At 40.8% G+C, this 17,816-nt stretch carries 10 protein-coding genes; all 10 read right to left on the minus strand.

Features of this window, described 5'->3' with window-relative positions:
* Positions 1-77: 77 nt before the first annotated feature.
* The gene (locus ACFQZX_RS09830; RefSeq protein WP_377114453.1) at positions 78-1,415 is read right to left on the minus strand and encodes a TolC family protein; all 1,338 of its coding nucleotides are present in this window, start codon (positions 1,413-1,415) and stop codon (positions 78-80) included.
* 13 nt (positions 1,416-1,428) lie between these two features.
* Positions 1,429-2,106, minus strand: coding sequence for an ABC transporter ATP-binding protein (locus ACFQZX_RS09835; RefSeq protein ID WP_377114455.1), 678 nt, complete (start codon positions 2,104-2,106; stop codon positions 1,429-1,431).
* A 333-nt stretch (positions 2,107-2,439) separates the two neighbouring features.
* Entirely contained in the window at positions 2,440-4,857 is a 2,418-nt protein-coding gene (locus ACFQZX_RS09840) for an ABC transporter permease (protein WP_377114458.1), read from the minus strand.
* 22 nt (positions 4,858-4,879) lie between these two features.
* Positions 4,880-7,291 (minus strand): ABC transporter permease, encoded by a 2,412-nt coding sequence (locus tag ACFQZX_RS09845; RefSeq protein WP_377114461.1) that lies wholly within the window; start codon positions 7,289-7,291, stop codon positions 4,880-4,882.
* 25 nt (positions 7,292-7,316) lie between these two features.
* Positions 7,317-9,701 carry an ABC transporter permease gene (locus ACFQZX_RS09850; RefSeq protein WP_377114463.1) on the minus strand — a complete coding sequence of 795 codons (2,385 nt, stop codon included), beginning with the start codon at positions 9,699-9,701 and terminating at the stop codon, positions 7,317-7,319.
* A 22-nt stretch (positions 9,702-9,723) separates the two neighbouring features.
* Positions 9,724-12,120 carry an ABC transporter permease gene (locus ACFQZX_RS09855; protein WP_377114466.1) on the minus strand — a complete coding sequence of 799 codons (2,397 nt, stop codon included), beginning with the start codon at positions 12,118-12,120 and terminating at the stop codon, positions 9,724-9,726.
* Positions 12,121-12,143: 23 nt separating this feature from the next.
* Entirely contained in the window at positions 12,144-14,570 is a 2,427-nt protein-coding gene (locus ACFQZX_RS09860; RefSeq protein WP_377114469.1) for an ABC transporter permease, read from the minus strand.
* Between the two features lie 246 nt (positions 14,571-14,816).
* A complete protein-coding gene (gene trpB / locus ACFQZX_RS09865; RefSeq protein WP_377114472.1) occupies positions 14,817-15,998 on the minus strand; it encodes a tryptophan synthase subunit beta in 1,182 nt (393 codons plus the stop codon).
* Positions 15,982-16,620, minus strand: coding sequence for a phosphoribosylanthranilate isomerase (locus ACFQZX_RS09870; protein ID WP_377114474.1), 639 nt, complete (start codon positions 16,618-16,620; stop codon positions 15,982-15,984). The genes trpB and ACFQZX_RS09870 overlap by 17 nt, the downstream gene beginning before the upstream one ends.
* Position 16,621: 1 nt before the next feature.
* Positions 16,622-17,611: an anthranilate phosphoribosyltransferase gene (gene trpD / locus ACFQZX_RS09875; RefSeq protein WP_377114477.1), complete on the minus strand. Its 990-nt coding sequence runs from the start codon at positions 17,609-17,611 to the stop codon at positions 16,622-16,624.
* Positions 17,612-17,816 lie beyond the last annotated feature (205 nt).

The raw sequence follows: 17,816 nt of genomic DNA on the forward strand, positions 1-17,816 counted from the left end.
CTGTTGGTGCAAAAATAATTGCTAAAAATAAACCCGGCTTGTTAATACAGGCCGGGTTGTAATTGTATAAGGTTTAATTAAAGTGATAAACGGCCCTGGTAATAATCTAATATTTTATTGTAGATGTAGCAATCATAGCGTGCATTGATAAGGTTCAGATTGGCCCTATCAAGGTAGTTTTTAGCAAGTACGTAATCTACCGAGGTAAGTACACCTGCATTGAAACGTATCTCTGCAATTCTGAACGACTCTGCATAAGCTTTTACCTGTTCCTGCAGTGTCTGATAACGATCATAGGCATTGCTCATGTTCATATAAGCCTGTTCAACATTTTGTCGTAATTGCACCCTTGTGTTTTCTTCAACATACTTCTGTTCTTCCAGATCAATCTTGGCGAGAGTAATCTTGTTACGATTTTGGAAATAGTTAAGTATTGGTATGCGTACGGTTACACCAAATTGGGTATTATAATTGTTTTTAAACTGATCCCAGTATCTTATCGGTTTATCATTCAACTGTGCAGCGCTTGAATAGTTAGTATTCAATCCACCAAATAACGACACCGTTGGAAATAAAGCCCCCTTTGCAGCCGAAACTCCTTTTTCAGCACTCTGACGCCTTAAAGTAGCAGCTTTTACATAAGCCAACTGGTTTAATGCGGTTTGGTACACCTCGTCTGATGTGTTATCTTGCTTAACAATATCGCTTCCGCTGATTCTCTCGAAATTAAGGTTTGCACGGTACGGGATGTTCAATATCTGTAACAGGTTAAGCTTCGAGGTTTGATAAGTTGCCTTAGCGTTTACATAATTAACCTGGTTATCGGCATAGGTTCCTTTTAGATCATACAGGTCTGACGGAAGCTTATTGGCGCCTTTTTTTTCAAGTATCTCCAGCCTGTCCAGTTGTTTTTTTGAAACCTGCACCTGGTTTTCTACCTGTGCAAGTAACTCGGCATTATCCAGCACCTGCAGATAGGCGGTAATGGTGTTTATAGTTACCAGGTCTTTAGCCTGCTGAAAATCCATCTGTCCTGCCTTATATGCCAGTGAAGTTTGCTTGATCTTGTTCAGATTCTGCAGCCCGCTGAATAAGGTTAGATCACCGTTTGCATTGTAATTGGCAAATTTTAAGGATTGATCAACATAAGTGTTAGTGTATGGGTTAATGCTGCGACCATTGTTGATACCATGATCAACCTGCGCGCTGATAAAGGGCAACAGGTTTTCCTTCGCCTGATTTTTATCAACCTTGGCCCTTTGCAGGTCGAGCCCGCTTTTTCTGACATCAAGGTTATTTTTTAATGCGATATCTATGCATTGTTGTAAAGTAAGTACGCTGTCGGCAGTTTGGCTGTGGGCCAGGGCCGGTACTAAAATAATTAAACTAAAAAGTATTGATTTAAAGTGTCGCATTTTGTGTTAAAATTCAAAGGTTTTTGGATGACTCTACCCTTCCATCCAGCAGGTTGATAATGCGCGAACCGTATTCGGCATTTTTTTCTGAGTGTGTTACCTGTATGATGGTAACACCATCCTCCTTGTTAAGCTTTTTAAACAGTTCCATAATCTCTTCGCCTTGTTTAGAGTTAAGGTTACCTGTAGGCTCGTCGGCAAGCAGTAATTTGGGTTTGGCAATAAGCGCCCGGGCAATACCAACCAGTTGCTGCTGCCCACCAGATAATTGTGAAGGAAAAAGATCTTTTTTTCCTACTATCTGAAACCTGTCCAGCATATCAGCTACCATCGCTTTACGTTCAGATCCTTTTACATTCTGGTAAATAAGGGGTGTTTCGATATTTTCTGCAACGGTTAACTCATCTATAAGATGATATGCCTGAAAAACGAAGCCGATATACTGTTTATAAAGGGCAGAACGCTGCTTTTCTTTAAGCTGATGCACCGGTTGATCTACAAAGTAATGGTAGCCTCCTGATGGCTCGTCTAACATGCCGATAATATTCAGCAAAGTTGATTTGCCAGAGCCTGAAGGACCCATTATTGAAACAAATTCGCCTTCATCAACATCCAGGCTTATATCGTTAATTACGTAATTTTTATTTCCGCCTACCTGATAATACTTTGAAATGTGTTGCAGTGATAACATTGGTTGGTAATGTAAATGATAAATTAATAGATTATTTGATCTGCAATTTCTAAAACAGTTTTGGTATTGCTGGCATGAATAACATACCAAAAACTTAGTTATTTAATTATCAGCAACTTATATAGATTTCAATACGACTTGACTGTACGCTTCTGTACATCGTGCGTTCGGTAATGATACAATGGAATGCAGAATGGGGAGTTGTGAATGGTGAATAGTAAGTATTAAGTAAGGAATGTTGAATCGATATAATTTTTTACAATATTTAATAAAACCTGAATATTGTCAACCAACCACTCACTATTCACCATTCCGTACTTACTGCTCACGATATCATTCGTTCCTTAAGCTTTTAACAGGATTAGCCAATGCAGCTTTTACAGATTGCAGGCTGATAGTAAGTAAAGAAATAATTATCGCAGCTATGCCTGCCAGTGCAAACAACCACCAGTTTAAATTAATACGATACGCGAAGTTTTGAAGCCATTTGTCCATAGCATACCAGGCTAACGGCGCTGCCACTATGAAACCCAGCATCACCAAAATGAGATAACTTTTTGATATCAGGTTGATAATATCAATTACATCGGCTCCCAGCACTTTACGAATACCTATTTCCTTAACCCGCTGCTCAACCGTAAAGGTTACCATCCCAAATAAGCCAAGGCAGGCCAAAAACAATGTTAATATACTAAAACAAGTAAAAAGCTGCTGCAACTTAAGTTCGGTTTTATACTGCTCGTTAACCAGATCGCTCACCCAATTATACTTAAATGGTTTGGTGGGATAATAACTTTTATACAGCTTACTTAATGCGGTCAGGAATGCCCTGTTTTTCCCAGGCGACACCCTTATCAGCATAGCGCCATATTTAGGAGTACTTATAGCCTGTATAAGGGTTGGCTTAAGTTTATTATGTAACGATTCGCTGTAAAAATTGCTGACAATGCCAACAGGTATGCCCTCAAACTTTGGTGTTTTACTATTTAATTTCAGGCCAAGCAAACCGGCAGTATACGTGGTAGCAATAAGCGGCTGCTGCTGTATCAAAGCCTTTGTTTCCGGGCTTCTGCCCTGGTTCATCAATGAATCCTGGTCGATAGCATCAGTAGCCGACTGTGGGTCAAACAACCTGCCTGATTGTAAGTGCAATTTAAGTACTGCCGGCAAATCGGCGTCACCCTGTATAAAAAATACGTTCAGCTTTTCGCCACCCACATCAACCATTCTTGACATACTGCCAGAGCCCGATGATGGATACCAGTCGCTGATGCTGGCGTTGGATACTCCGGGCAAACGTTTCACTTCATTTTTAAAGGCTTCGCCGCTTGTGCCCCAATCGGTAAAATCAAGGTTGACCAGGTTTTCTTTATCAAAGCCTAAATTTTTACTGCTCATAAAGGTGATTTGGCTATGTACCACCAGTGTGACCACAATAATTATTACCGAAATGGCGAATTGACCAATCAGCAATACTTTTTTTAAAGTGTTAAGGCCAACATCCCCAGATAGTTTGTCGCGAAGTATCACTGTAGGCTGAGGCCTTGAAAGATACCATGCCGGGTACAAACCGGTACCTATACTTACTAATAAAACAACCGATACGGTCGACAGCAAAAAAACAGAATCATAGAAATTAACGACAAGTGTATGGCCAATATAGGTTTGCACCGGCTGTAATGTCAGCGGATAAAGAACCATAGCAAGCGCTAAAGCAATTACAAAGAATAATACCGATTCAGCCAGAAACCTAATGATCAGCTGTCCTTTTGCTGCACCAAGCACCTTACGTACACCGGTTTCTTTTGCCCGAGTGAACACCCTGGAAATGGTAAGGTTCACAAAGTTTATACACGCTATTAATAGCAATAGCACCGCTACCCCGGCAAAGATGTATACATTACGCATACTGCCATGTACAGTTTGTACTGAGGCAAAATCAGATTTTAAGTAAACATCTTTTAAAGGTTGAAATTTAAGCAGGTAATCAACTTTCTTATTTTTTAGTTTTGATTTATACCAGTTGTTCACCTTGTCCGTGAACGAATTGATATTTACACCTGGCTTTAGCAGAACATACTGGGTTTCGAAATAATAAAAAGTGTCTTCAACAGGCATGGCATTGCTCTCGGGCTTGTGCTCGGCTATCGCCATGGCCTGTGCCCTTAAATGTGTATTTTGCGGCATGTCCTCAATAACGCCTGTTATTAGATATTTTTTGGGTTTACCATAATCGGGCACTGTAGATATTACCTTACCTATCATGTTATTACCTTTAAAGTATTGCTGCTGCATACTTTTGCTGATTACCAGATTAGTATATCCTTTGACATAACTGCGGGGCGTACCTTGGAGAACTTTAAAGTCAAACAGGTTCCATACGGAGGGCTCGGCATGCAGTATATTAAAGGATACGCCTTCGGCATTTTCGTTGAACTTTAACCGGCTCTCACCAACAGAAACACGGCAGTAATCAATCACTTCAGGCAGGTCTTTTTTCAGATTCGGTGCAATGCCCGAGAATGCTACCGGCATAACGCCTTCGTCTTTAACATTAGCATTTACCGATAGTATGCGGTATATGTTATCGCCTTTAGTCCATTGTTTATCGTATGATAATTCATCGAAAACAACGGTCGCAACAATTAAACAGGCTGTTAAACCTGCTGTTAAACCTATGATATTGATGAGAGAGTAAGCTTTATGTTTCCATAAGCTCCTCCAGGCTATCTTGAAGTTAGTATTAAGCATTGTGAAGGTGTTGAGCGTTTCTTTATTCTGATCGTATACTTTGTACCGGATTGCTAAGCGCGGCTTTTACAGACTGGTATCCCACCGTTAAAAACGCGATAACGATAGCTAAACCGCCTGCTAAAGCAAATATCCACCATTGTATTTGTATCCTGAAGGCAAAGTCCTGCAGCCAGGTACGCATAAAGCTATAAGCTAAAGGTGATGCAATGATTATAGCGATGATTACAAGCTTTAAAAACTCAAAAGATACCATCCTGGTAATGCTTAATACCCCTGCGCCCAGTACTTTGCGTATGCCTATTTCTTTTATACGCTGGCGTGTTGAAAAGACAGCCAAACCAAACAAGCCTAAGCAGGAGATAAATATGGTAACACCGGTAAATGCAGTTAAAATAGCACCGGTACGCTGTTCCGTTTTGTACATCTCCTCATATTCCTGGTCAAGAAAATAATATTCAAAAGGACTGTTAGGGTAAAACTTTTTCCATTGCGCCTGTATGTTTTCAATGGTTGCTGCCATTCTACGGCCCGTGGTTTTTACGAGTACTTTGCCAAACCAGTCGTACTCGGCAAACATTACCATCGGCGTTATTTCCTGGTGCAGCGATGCAAAGTTGAAATCTTTAGCCACTCCTTTTATGGTACCTGCACGGCCGTTTAAGTTCATTCGCCTGCCAATAGCTTCCTCAGGCGTCCATCCCATTGCTTTGATAGCAGTCTCATTAAGTATAAAGCTGTACCTACGATTATTGAAAGCGGTATCCTGTACCTGCTTTTCATCGCTCAGATTAAACTCGTTTCCTGCTATTAGCTTTATTCCTAAAGTGTTGGTGAAATTTTTTTCTACCGGGATAGCTGTTACAGATAGCTCAAAGTTAGATGCTTTACCTTCGGCACTATTAATAGTATACCCTCCGCGAATATTAACCGGCGAATCATAACTTGCCGTGGAAGATAATACTTCCGGTTGACGGGAAATCTCCGTTTTGAACGGTTCAATGCTGCTGAAAGGCATCCCACCAATATCTATTACTACAATTTGCTGCCGGTTTATACCGGTATCTAAACTGCGCATATAGCTTAACTGCCGTATGGCTATCAACGTACTGATTATAAAGAATACCGATACCACAAATTGAAACACCACTAACGATTGCCTTACCATGTTGCCGCCAGACTTTGAATTCGACCTGCCCTTTAACGATGCTACAGGTTTAAGCGCCGATAAATAAAGCGATGGATAAATACCCGCTAAAAAAGTTACCCCTACAAGTAAAGTTATTAAAGCAAGTGCAAGCCATGAAACATTCCAAGTTGAAAAACTCAACTGCTGACCAGCAAAATCGCTGAAAAGCGGAAAAATAAACGCTGTTATCACAACGCCTGTCACCAGTGATATAAATGTGATAATGCCCGCCTCAATGATAAACTGGCTGAACAGTTGCACGCGTAAAGCACCCATTACTTTTCTTACGCCAATCTCTTTGCTTCTTTCGGCAGAGCGCGCCGTAACAAGATTTAGGAAGTTTACACAAGCCAGCAGTAAAAGCACTAAGGCTACAATCCCCAGTATATAAATGTATTTGATATTGCCGCCAGGCTCCAATCCGTAAATTGCCTTCGAACGTAAATGAACATTTGTAAGCGGCTCCAGCGTATACCATGATTTTGTACCGCCAGGAGTTGCTTTCATTAAACGATCCAGGTAAGCGTTCATTTTGTTTTGAACGCTTTGCATGCTTACCCCTGGCTTAAGTAACAGGTAAGAGTAGTTATTAGCAGAATCCCACTTGTAAACCTTTGGAGACTCCATACTGGCGGCATTAACCATCAAATCAAACTTTATTTGCGAGTAAGCCGGCACATCTTCAATTACACCGGTAACTGCCAGGTTTTTATTTTGGTTGACCTTTAACACCTTACCTACCGGGTTTTCGTCGCCAAAGTATTTTTTAGCAATAGATTGTGTGATAACTACTGATAAGGGATCTGAAAAAGCGGCGACTGCATTCCCTTTCAAAAACTTAAAACTAAATATCTTAAAAAAAGATGGATCAGCAGCCAACACATTTTTTTCAGCAATCAGCTTATCATTATATTGGATAGTTGCAGGCCTCGAGGATGAGTAATTAAAAATGCGAACCCCGTCTTCAATCTCATCAAACTCCTGTTTAAAAACAGGCACAGGGGCCGTTTGTGTAACAGCAATTGTGCGCGTTTCCTTATCATCTGCAGATTTAACACTGTAAGCCACACGTACAATCCTGTCGGCATTGATGTTGAACCTATCATACCGGAGTTCGTTAATTATGTATGTAATTAACAGCAAAAAACAGCATATACCAACGGCTAAACCAGCCATACTGATCAATGATGTACTTTTGTTATTTAGCAGGTTGCGCCAGGCGGTTTTTAAATAGTTTTTGATCATGAGACGTTATCGCAAGGTAATCTTATTATTCGCTCCTTAAACTTTTCACCGGGTTTGCCAGTGCGGCACGTATAGCCTGAAAACTGATAGTTGTGAGCGCAATTATCATTGCAAGCACACCAGCAACCAGGAATACCCACCATTGAATATCAATACGGTAAGCAAAATCCTGCAGCCATTTGTGCATGAAATACCAGGCAAGAGGCGTTGCAATAAAAAACGAGATCAGCACCAGTTTCATGAAATCGGTAGACAGCATATTCACAATACCGGGCGTTGAAGCACCTAAAACCTTGCGTATGCCTATTTCGCGGGTACGCTGATAGGTACTGTAAGATGCCAAACCTAACAAGCCCAGGCAAGATATAGCAATAGCCAGTATGGCAAAATTGAAAAACAGCTTGCCAAAGCGTTGTTCACTACGGTACTGCCTGTCGAAAAACTCATCTAAAAAGAAGTAACTAAACGGTTTGTTTGGAATATATTGTTTCCATTTACCTTCAATATCTGCCAATGTGCCTTTTAAATTTGCGGTATTTACTTTGATCGAGATCAGGCTTAAAGCATTAAGTTCAACACGCATTGTTAAAGGCTCAATTTTCTCTTGCAAAGATTTGTAATGAAAATTCTTCATCACTCCCACTATCTTGCCCTCACGTCCCCATTGTTTAAAGCGCCTGCCCACAGCCTGCTGAGGTGAGGTATAACCGAATAATTTTGCGGCTTCCTCATTGATGATCATAGCCTGAGAGGTATCAGTACTGATAAAGTCGCGGGAGAAAGGCCTACCGGCCACCATCTTTATACCAAACTGTTTGATGTAATCAAAGTCTACAAAATATAGTGCAAGATTGGCCACTTGCAGGTCTCCTTTATTATTTTCAATTTCTGAGTAAGCACCGTTATAGCCACCGCCTGGTACACTTGATGAAAATGTGGTTGCCTTAACACCCGGTATACCGTCTACAGCCTGTTTAAAAGCTTGTTTACCGCTATCATTATCAGTACTAAAGACCAGCATCTGATCTTTAGAAAAGCCCAGATCGCGGTTTTGCATAAAGTTCATCTGATTATATACGATGATGGTGCCGATAATAAGCACTATTGAAACTGTAAATTGTACTATTACAAGGCTTTTTCGCAGCAGATTGCCTTTAGTACCCGCAGAAAAGCGGCCCTTCAACACCATAACAGGTTTAAATGAAGTTAATACTGCTGCCGGGTATATGCCTGCAAGTACACCAATAATTACTGCTACAACAAAAAGAATTAGAATGTATGATGAGTTTGAAAATATACCCGGGCTAATAACCTTACCCGAAAGCTGATTAAAAGTTGGCAACAACAAAGCCGATAAGGCAAGGGTGATTAAAAACGCGATAATACATAACACCACCGACTCGCCAATAAACTGCCCTGCCAGCTCGCCTTTTGCTGCACCAACCACTTTACGTATACCTACCTCTTTGGCCCTTTCTACAGAGCGTGCAGTAGTAAGGTTAATAAAGTTGATACAGGCAATAAGTAGTATGAACACAGCCACAATGCTAAAAATATAAACATTACTCATACTGCCGGTTTCCTGCCCGCCCCTGGTAGAGTGCAGGTACACATCTTTTAATGGTTCCAGTAATAAAGTGGCAAACATCTTATTGCGCCTTGCATCTACGCCGTTATGCTTTTCTACAAAGGCAGGAAATTTAGTTTGCAAGCTTTTGGCGTTTACACCTGGTTTAAGCAACAGGTACGTATTAGCACCATAATTACCCCACTGAGTATCTATATCCGGACGGAATTTTTGCGTCAGGCTGGTCATAGACAGCAGGACATCTGCTTTTATCTGCGAGTTAGCAGGCATATCTTTCATTACACCGGTAACCTGAGCAGGTACGGCATCGCCGGATATTAAAACAGTTTTACCTATTGGGTCGCTGTCGCCAAAGTATTTTTTTACAGCAGTTTCTGAAAATATGACACTTGTAGGCGCCTTCAATGCTGTTTTTGGATCGCCTTTGATAAGTTTAAAATCAAAAACCTTAAACAACGACGAGTCGGCTAACATACAGTTGTCTTCCTGGAATTTGATGTTGTCCTTACGAATCAGGAAGTCCTGACGTTGTACACGCACAAACGACTCTATCTCCGGGAAATCCGCCTTCAAGTTAGGTGCAAAAGCCCAGGATGTGGCATCTGTGTTAATGGTTTCAGATGGTGTTTTAATATCCGTTACCAAACGATAAATACGGTCGGCCTTGGTATTAAACTTATCGTAACTAAGCTCAAAAGCCACATACATCGAAATAAAAAAACACGCGGTGATACCGATAGACAGACCGGTGATGTTAATAAACGAGAATACTTTGTGTTTCCACAAATTCCTAAGCGCTATTTTAAAGTGATTTTTTAACATGTTATTGGTTGTGATAAGTGTTTTATTCGCTTCTTAAACTTTTTACAGGGTTGGCAACCGCCGCTTTAATGGATTGAAAACTAATGGTGAGCAAGGCAATAATTACAGAAACTAATCCTATAAACAGAAAAACTGTAACAGAGATATTGATGTGATAAGCATAATCCTGCAACCACTTTTGCATTACGTACCATGCTAAAGGCCATGCAATTAAATTGGCGATGATGACCAGCTTTATAAAGTGGCCGGATAGCAGCAGTACAATATTCTGCACAGATGCACCCAACACCTTACGAACGCCTATTTCTTTTACACGCTTTTCGGCCGAGAAAGATGCCAGGCCAAATAAGCCAAGGCACGAGATGATGATAGCCAATGCAGCTAATATGCCTACTATCTGACTTACCTGGTTATCAGCCTGATATACCTCGGCAAAATGGTCATCAAGGAACTGATATTCGAAGGGGTGATCAGGGTTAAGCTTCTTCCAGGTTGCTTTAATAAACTCAACGGCTTCTTTAGATTGGCCTGCCTTGATTTTTATAGATGCGGTATTAAAACCCCATTTACTTTGATTGACAATGAACAGGTTCTCAATTTTATAATGCAGGGAATTGAAATTAAAATCTTTTGCAATACCGGTGATAACACCCAATGAATCGTAACCAAAGCGCTGGCCAATGAGTGACGATAACTCTGCCTTGGGATAATCTTTAAGTAGTTCTTTGGCCATCGACTCATTGATGATATACTCCCTTCCGTTTGCAGACTTTTCAGATGAGAAGTTTTTACCTTCAATAACTTTGATGTTGTAAGTACTTAAGTAGTTATTATCAACAACAAGCTGGGTACCGGATAATTCGCGCAATGGTTGGTTGTTATACTTAAACTCAACACCTGATTGATCAAGGTGGCTGCCTAACTGATCCTGAGATGCTGTAACACCTTTTATTAGCGTATTTCCTGATAGCTCCTGTTTCAACAACTCATAATTTTTGTCGGATATCCTATCCATAGGTACAGTAACTATCTGATCGCGCGTAAAACCCGGATCTTTTTTCTGCATGAAATCAAGTTGCTTTAATACAAAGATGGTTGCTATCATCAAAAAGACAGCGCTGGTAAACTGGCCAACAACAAGTACATTACGTAATGTGCCCTTGTTTTTCCCGCTTTCAACCGAACCCTTCAAAACTTTTGCCGGTTGAAATGAGGATAAAAAAATGGCTGGATAAATGCCCGATAACGTGCCAACCAATAAAGTACCTGCTAAAATTACCACCATTAACTGCGGGCTGTTAAAAATATCCAGATTAAGATTGCGCTGGCTTAAGTTATTGATGTAGGGCAGTGCAAGTTCAACCAAAACGATAGCAAAAATCAAGGCAAACAAAGATAACAAGATGGTTTCTGCTAAAAATTGTATCGCTAACTGCGCCCGCTGTGCTCCAATTGACTTGCGCACGCCTACCTCTTTTGCCCTGTCGGCAGAGCGGGCGGTAGATAAATTCATGAAGTTTATACAGGCTATGACCAATACAATAAAAGCGATTACAGCAAATAGGTTGGTGGACTTTTTATCAAATTTTTGATAGTTTAAATAATCAAGACCTATATCAGCTGAGTTGGCATGCACATCTTTTAAGGGCAGGTAAAAGAGCTCGTAATATTTCCAGCCATCGCCGTTGATGTGCTTTTTAAGAAAGGCAGGCATCTTTTTTTCAAACGACTTGATATTTGTGCCATCGGCTAATTGCAAATAAGTGTTAAGCCAGTTACCGCCCCAGTTATCCATCCACTTTTGATGAATTCCCGGTAGTGAAAATATAGCATCGAACTGCAGTTGTGAATTTTGCGGCGGATTGGCCATTACCGCAGTCACGGTGAAAGTTGCCGTGTCGCCTCCATAATGGTTAATTACCTTTCCGATGGGGTCTTCATTGCCGAAAAGTTTTTCTGCGGTTTGTTGTGTAATGGCTATACTATTAGGAGATTCGATAGCTTTGTGCGCATCACCCTTTATAACATCAAACTTAAATAGTTTTAAAAAACCGGTGTCCACTGCGAATACCTGCGGCAGGAACATTCTTCGTTCTTTATAAGTAACCTGATATTTGCGGTCCCACTTTACTCTTGTAAATTCTTTAACCTCAGGAAACTCCGCTTTTAAAGCCGGAGCCATCGGAAACATGGAAAGCGCAACTTTTTGGGATGCCGCCATACCAGGAAATTTTTGTACCTCATTGAGCCTTACAATGTTTTGCCTATGAAAGTTGTCAAAACTTTTTTCATAAGTCACAAATAACATTATTACAATACAGGCGGCCATGCCAACTGCAAGCCCAACAATATTTATAATAGACGAAACCTTGTTTTTCCAAAGGTTACGCAGAGCGATTTTGAGATAATTTTTAATCATGGCAGGCTTTATAAAGGCTAATGTTATTCGCTTCTTAAACTTTTGATGGGGTTCACCAGCGCAGCTTTTGCTGCTTTATAACCTACTGTTAACCATGCAATAACCATAGAGCCTAGAATGGCCAATACAAATACACCTGCGGTTAGCGGTATGCGGTATGCAAAGTTTTGCAGCCAGCCCGTCATCATATACCAGGCAGCCGGGATAGCAATCACGAATGATATGGTAATAAGTATCATAAATTCTCTTGAAAACAACAACACGATATTAAATACCGATGCTCCCAATACTTTGCGCACGCCTACTTCTTTAGTGCGCTGTACTGCCATAAATGATACAAGGCCATACAAACCAAGGCATGAAATAAATATAGCGATGCCGGCAAACAGCTTGTAAACTAACGCTAATTGATTTTCCTGTTTGTAAAATTGCGCAATGTTTTCATCCAGGAAGTATCCGTTATATGCATACTCTGGATAAGTGTTCTCCCACATTTTTTGTATGGCTGCAACAGTTTTCGTTAAGCTTTTCGTTTCAATTTTTACCGCAGCCTGCGACAGGAATGTTTTTCGTGGTGAGATTACAATCGGTTTTACCGCATCACGCAATGAATTGGTTTTAAAATCTTTGACTACCCCTGTAATAGGCGACCATGTTTTTGCCCCGCCTATCTTAAGTGTTTTGCCTATGGCGTTTGCAGCGTTTTTAATGCCAAGCTTATGTATAAAGGTCTCGTTAACTACAACCTGCCTTACGGTATCGCTTGGATCATAACCTTTACCGGCAACAAAGGTGAACCCGAATGTCTTGAAGTAATCGGCATCGCCATATTTAAGGAAAGTGCTAAAATCAGGGTCTTTCATCGAGTTATCGAAATAAAAGTTTGAGCCCCAATTGTTCTCTGAAGATGGTGCATCTGAAGCAAAACTTACTGATTTTACATCTGAACGTTGCAGCAGCTGCTGCTTAAATGATTGCATTTTACTGAGGCTGATACTATCGGTATAGCCCGGGATAATAAGCACCGCACTTTTGTTAAACCCAAGGTCGGCCTCGTTAACATAGTTCATTTGCCTTACCGCAACGATCGTCCCGATGATCAGAAATTGTGCGATGCAAAATTGTGCTATAACCAGTGCCCTTCTCAACGGTATACCGCCGATAGAAGCGGCTGTAATTTTATTTTTAAGGGCAAGCACCGGTTTAAAGCCTGATATCACCAAGGCAGGGTAAATGCCTGATAGCAGGATCACAACTATAAGTGTAGCAGCTAAGAACGCCATTGTACCTGCATTAAACAAACTGATATCATCAGGTACACTGGCTATATTCTTCAAGTATGGTAATGCAATACGAGCTATTGCAACCGCTATTATAATAGAAAGCAGCACCACCAGTGTCGTTTCGCCAACAACCTGGCCTATTAACTGCTTACGTGTACTGCCTAACACTTTACGTATGCCAACCTCTTTAGACCTACCTACTGACTGAGCTGTAGAAAGGTTGATAAAGTTAATAGATGCCATCAGGATAATAAGCACAGCTATAAACGATAACGTTTTTAAAGTTGCTTTGCTGGTTAAATGATCGCCAAGCGTATTGCCAACCTTAGTGTCAAAATGCAGTTCGCTTAGTGGCTGCGCCAGATGCATGCGGGTAGAACGTGTTTTTTCAGACGTATTCTTTTTTGTAAATGCATCCAGCTGCTTTTGAAAGGTTTGCTGACTTAACCCTTTCGGCAACAAAGCAAACATTTGGTGATTACTGCTTAATGTGTTCCAGTTATTTTGATATCCATATAGATCGCCCCCTTGTTTCCAGGTAATGTATGATATCATTACATTCATAGGGATATCAGTATTGTTGGGGATATTATCTATAACGCCTGCCACACGCAGTGTAAGTGAGTTGTCCATTTTTAAGGCCTTACCCTGCGCTTCTTTCCAGTTACCAAAATATTTATCAGCTGCAGATTTAGATAATACAACCATATTGGGTTGCGACAATACTTTTTTGTCGCCGCTTAGCCATTTAGCAGTGAAAATATCAAAGAATTGCGGCTCCATAAAAAAGACACCAATAGGCTCGATAAACTTTTTATCGCCTGCATCGGTACTTCCATTACTACCTAAAACGGTTATCTGGCTGCCGTAGCTGGAGTTTAAACCGGCAAATGTAATTTGAGGATAGTCGGTACGTAACCCTTCTAACGCCGGCACAGAAACACCAGGATTATAAGCCATATTCCCCTCCTGAGTTTGCTCGGTGATGATATGGTAAATGTTACTGTAGTTGTTGTTAAACTTGTTGTAGCTGGTCTCGAACTGAAGGATAACAAATATGAGCAGGCATGCTCCGATCCCAACACTTAAACCCGAAATATTTATAATGGAATTAGCCTTATGGCGAATAAGGTTGCGCCACGCTATCTTAACGTAATTTTTTATCATTGCTTTAAGGTATTTCCTATAAAAGGTTAAAACCTATACCAAAACAATAATATATTTAAAATCAAGTACTTACAATATAAAACATTAGTGTACGCTGTACGTATGTGTAACACCGGTGTACGGTAATGATACAATCCGGTAGTGAGGGCTGAGTAGCAAATAGTGAGTAGTAATATATTAAAGATGATTAATAACCTGAAATTACCACTCCATATTCACTACTCAACCGTAGGCTATTCATAATTCTTAAAATCCGAAATGTTTGATGTAAGTGTTAAGGTCTTTGTCGCCCCGGCCAGATATGCAGATAACTACGTTATCGTTCTTTTCAAAAGTCATTTTTTCAAGATAAGCCAAAGCGTGCGACGTTTCTATAGCAGGAATAATACCTTCTAACTGAGAGCATAACAGCCCTGCATCTAATGCTTCATCGTCTGTAATACTTGCATATTTGGCGCGGTTTATTTTGTATAAATGCGCATGCTGCGGGCCAATCCCGGGGTAATCCAGCCCAGCTGAAATAGAATATGGCTCAATCACCTGCCCGTCGTCGCTTTGCATTAAAATAGTGCGGCTGCCGTGTAAAACACCTTCACGGCCTAAAAACGTTGTTGCTGCCGAGTGTCCGCTATTCACACCTTTGCCCGCCGCTTCTACAGCAATCAATTTAACTTCCTCATCATCTAAAAAATTATAAAACATACCCATGGCGTTACTACCGCCGCCAACACATGCCAGCACATACTGTGGCAACTCGCTGCCGGTATGCTCAAGCAGTTGCTTTTTAGTTTCTGCAGATATAATAGATTGAAATTTGGCAACCATTTCAGGATAAGGAAAAGGCCCTACTACCGACCCGATGATATAATGCGTATCAACCGGATTGGCTATCCAGTCGCGCAGGGCCTCATTGGTGGCATCTTTAAGCGTTTTACTGCCGGATGTTGCCGGCACTACTTTAGCACCCAGCATTTTCATTCTGGCTACGTTTGGCGCCTGGCGCTCCATATCAATCTCGCCCATATAAACCACGCATTCAATGCCCTTTAATGCACATACAGTTGCTGTTGCCACACCGTGCTGGCCGGCGCCGGTTTCAGCGATAATGCGTTTTTTACCCAGGCGCTGGGCAAGCAATATCTGCCCTATGGCGTTATTGATCTTATGTGAGCCGGTATGGTTCAGGTCCTCTCGCTTAAAAAATATGTTTGCTCCATATTTTTCTGAATAACGTTTAGCATAGTACAAAGGTGAAGGGCGGCCAACATAATCGCGTAGCAACTCGTTATACTCATTTTGAAAGTCTGGATCTTCAAGTATTTTTATGTACTCGCGGCGTAGTTCTTCTACATTTGGATACAGCATTTCGGGTATATATGCGCCGCCAAAATCTCCGTAATAACCTTGTTCATTAACTCCGTACTTCATTGCTGTAATTTTTTATAGTATCAAATGCTTGTTTCAGTTTATCTATGTCTTTTAGTCCGGGTGATAATTCAAACCGGCTGTTTAAATCTACACCGTAAAATGCAGGATGTTTTATCTGCATTACCTCTTTTATGTTTTCTGCACTCAATCCGCCCGACAGGAAAAATGGAGTGCTTAATTTATATTTTTCGAGAACTCCCCAGTTAAATGTTTGGCCAGAGCCACCATGAGCAACTGTTTTGGTATCAAACAAAAAGTAGTCGACGGAACTCTCATATGCATCCAGTATGCTAAAGTCAAAGTTATCGTCTACGCCAAAAGCTTTTATCACTTCAAACTTACCTTTAAATAATTTGCATAACTCCGCGCTTTCGTTGCCATGCAATTGAATAGCGTCAAAATGGTATTTATCGATCAAGGTATTTATGGTATGTGCTTCCTCATTCACAAAAACACCGGTTTTCTTTATATGAGGTGGTATATCTGTAAGTGCCCGCTCATCAACTTCATCAATAAATCTTGACGATTTTTGATAGCAGATAAAACCCATATAATTTGGCGATAAAAGTTCAACAGCCTTTATATTATCCGGATACTTGAGCCCGCAAACCTTAATGTGCATGTTAGTTAGCTATTAAAGTTTTAAAACTATTAAGCGCCTTTTTGCTTGTTAACGATGCTTCTGCTTCGTAAAAGCAATCGGCAAAACTACGTTCGGGATGAATAGTTTTTATGGCAAGCGCTGCATTGCTTAATACCACGCTTGTTTGTGCGGTGGTTGCTTCATCGTTCAGCACCTCCATAAATATTTTGGCAGATTCTGCTACTGTATGTCCGCCGGTTATTTCATCCTCGTTTAGTTTAGTAAAACCAAGCGCCTCTATACTGTTGACCTTCTCACCCTCCGCCGAAAAAGTTTTGAAATCGCAGGTAAGCGACACCTCATCATATCCATCTAAAGCATTTAAAATAGTATATTTTATACCAGATTTTTGATAAAGATAAGCATACACCCTCGCCAGTTCCAGATTAAACACCCCAACCATCTGGTTTTGCGGCTTAGCCGGGTTAACCAGCGGCCCAAGCATATTGAAGAACGTCTTAACTCCTAATTCCCTGCGGATAGGTGCTACCGTTTTCATAGCCGGATGGAACAGTGGCGCATGCAAAAAGCAAATGTTGGCTTTATCTATATTTCTATTTAGCATGTCGTTATCATTGGTAAACGTATAACCCAAATGCTCCATCACGTTTGACGACCCGCAGCCGGACGACACGCCATAATTACCATGCTTAGCTACCTTATACCCTGCACCTGCTACAACAAATGATGCCAAGGTAGAAATGTTGAACGTGTCCTTACCATCGCCCCCCGTACCACACAAGTCGATCAGTTCATTGCCTTCCAGATCAACAGGCAGGCAAAGTTCCAGCATGGCATCCCTAAAGCCTTCCAACTCATTAACGGTGATGCTGCGCATGCAATAAGCCGTCATGAAAGCGGCCATTTGGGAGTTATTGAACTTGCCCAGGGCAATATCTTTTAAAATATCCCGCGACTGCTCACGGGTGAAAGTTTTATGTTCAAATAAATGATTAAGTATCTGTTTCATCGAGTCATAAAAAAAGGGTTACCTTACGGCAACCCTTCTGTAATAAATGCTATGTTAAAAACAAAAAATGAGGTTGCCTTACGATATCTCGTTAAGCCACCACCAGTTATTGTTCAATTGTAATTTCATTTCGATATGGGCAAATATGAAGATTGTTTTTGCTATATGCAAGTATTATTTTTAAGCAGTAATTTTGAGTGAGTAA

Source organism: Mucilaginibacter litoreus (assembly GCF_042676805.1).
Classification (GTDB): Bacteria; Bacteroidota; Bacteroidia; order Sphingobacteriales; family Sphingobacteriaceae; genus Mucilaginibacter; species Mucilaginibacter litoreus.

Excerpts from the sequence above, each read along its gene's own strand:
- ACFQZX_RS09855 (WP_377114466.1), bottom strand. The coding sequence starts at position 12,120 with ATGATTAAAAATTATCTCAAAATCGCTCTGCGTAACCTTTGGAAAAAC.
- ACFQZX_RS09850 (WP_377114463.1), bottom strand. The coding sequence starts at position 9,701 with ATGTTAAAAAATCACTTTAAAATAGCGCTTAGGAATTTGTGGAAACAC.
- trpD (WP_377114477.1), bottom strand. The coding sequence starts at position 17,611 with ATGAAACAGATACTTAATCATTTATTTGAACATAAAACTTTCACCCGT.
- trpB (WP_377114472.1), bottom strand. The coding sequence starts at position 15,998 with ATGAAGTACGGAGTTAATGAACAAGGTTATTACGGAGATTTTGGCGGC.
- ACFQZX_RS09845 (WP_377114461.1), bottom strand. The coding sequence starts at position 7,291 with ATGATCAAAAACTATTTAAAAACCGCCTGGCGCAACCTGCTAAATAAC.
- ACFQZX_RS09835 (WP_377114455.1), bottom strand. The coding sequence starts at position 2,106 with ATGTTATCACTGCAACACATTTCAAAGTATTATCAGGTAGGCGGAAAT.
- ACFQZX_RS09830 (WP_377114453.1), bottom strand. The coding sequence starts at position 1,415 with ATGCGACACTTTAAATCAATACTTTTTAGTTTAATTATTTTAGTACCG.
- ACFQZX_RS09840 (WP_377114458.1), bottom strand. The coding sequence starts at position 4,857 with ATGCTTAATACTAACTTCAAGATAGCCTGGAGGAGCTTATGGAAACAT.
- ACFQZX_RS09860 (WP_377114469.1), bottom strand. The coding sequence starts at position 14,570 with ATGATAAAAAATTACGTTAAGATAGCGTGGCGCAACCTTATTCGCCAT.
- ACFQZX_RS09870 (WP_377114474.1), bottom strand. The coding sequence starts at position 16,620 with ATGCACATTAAGGTTTGCGGGCTCAAGTATCCGGATAATATAAAGGCT.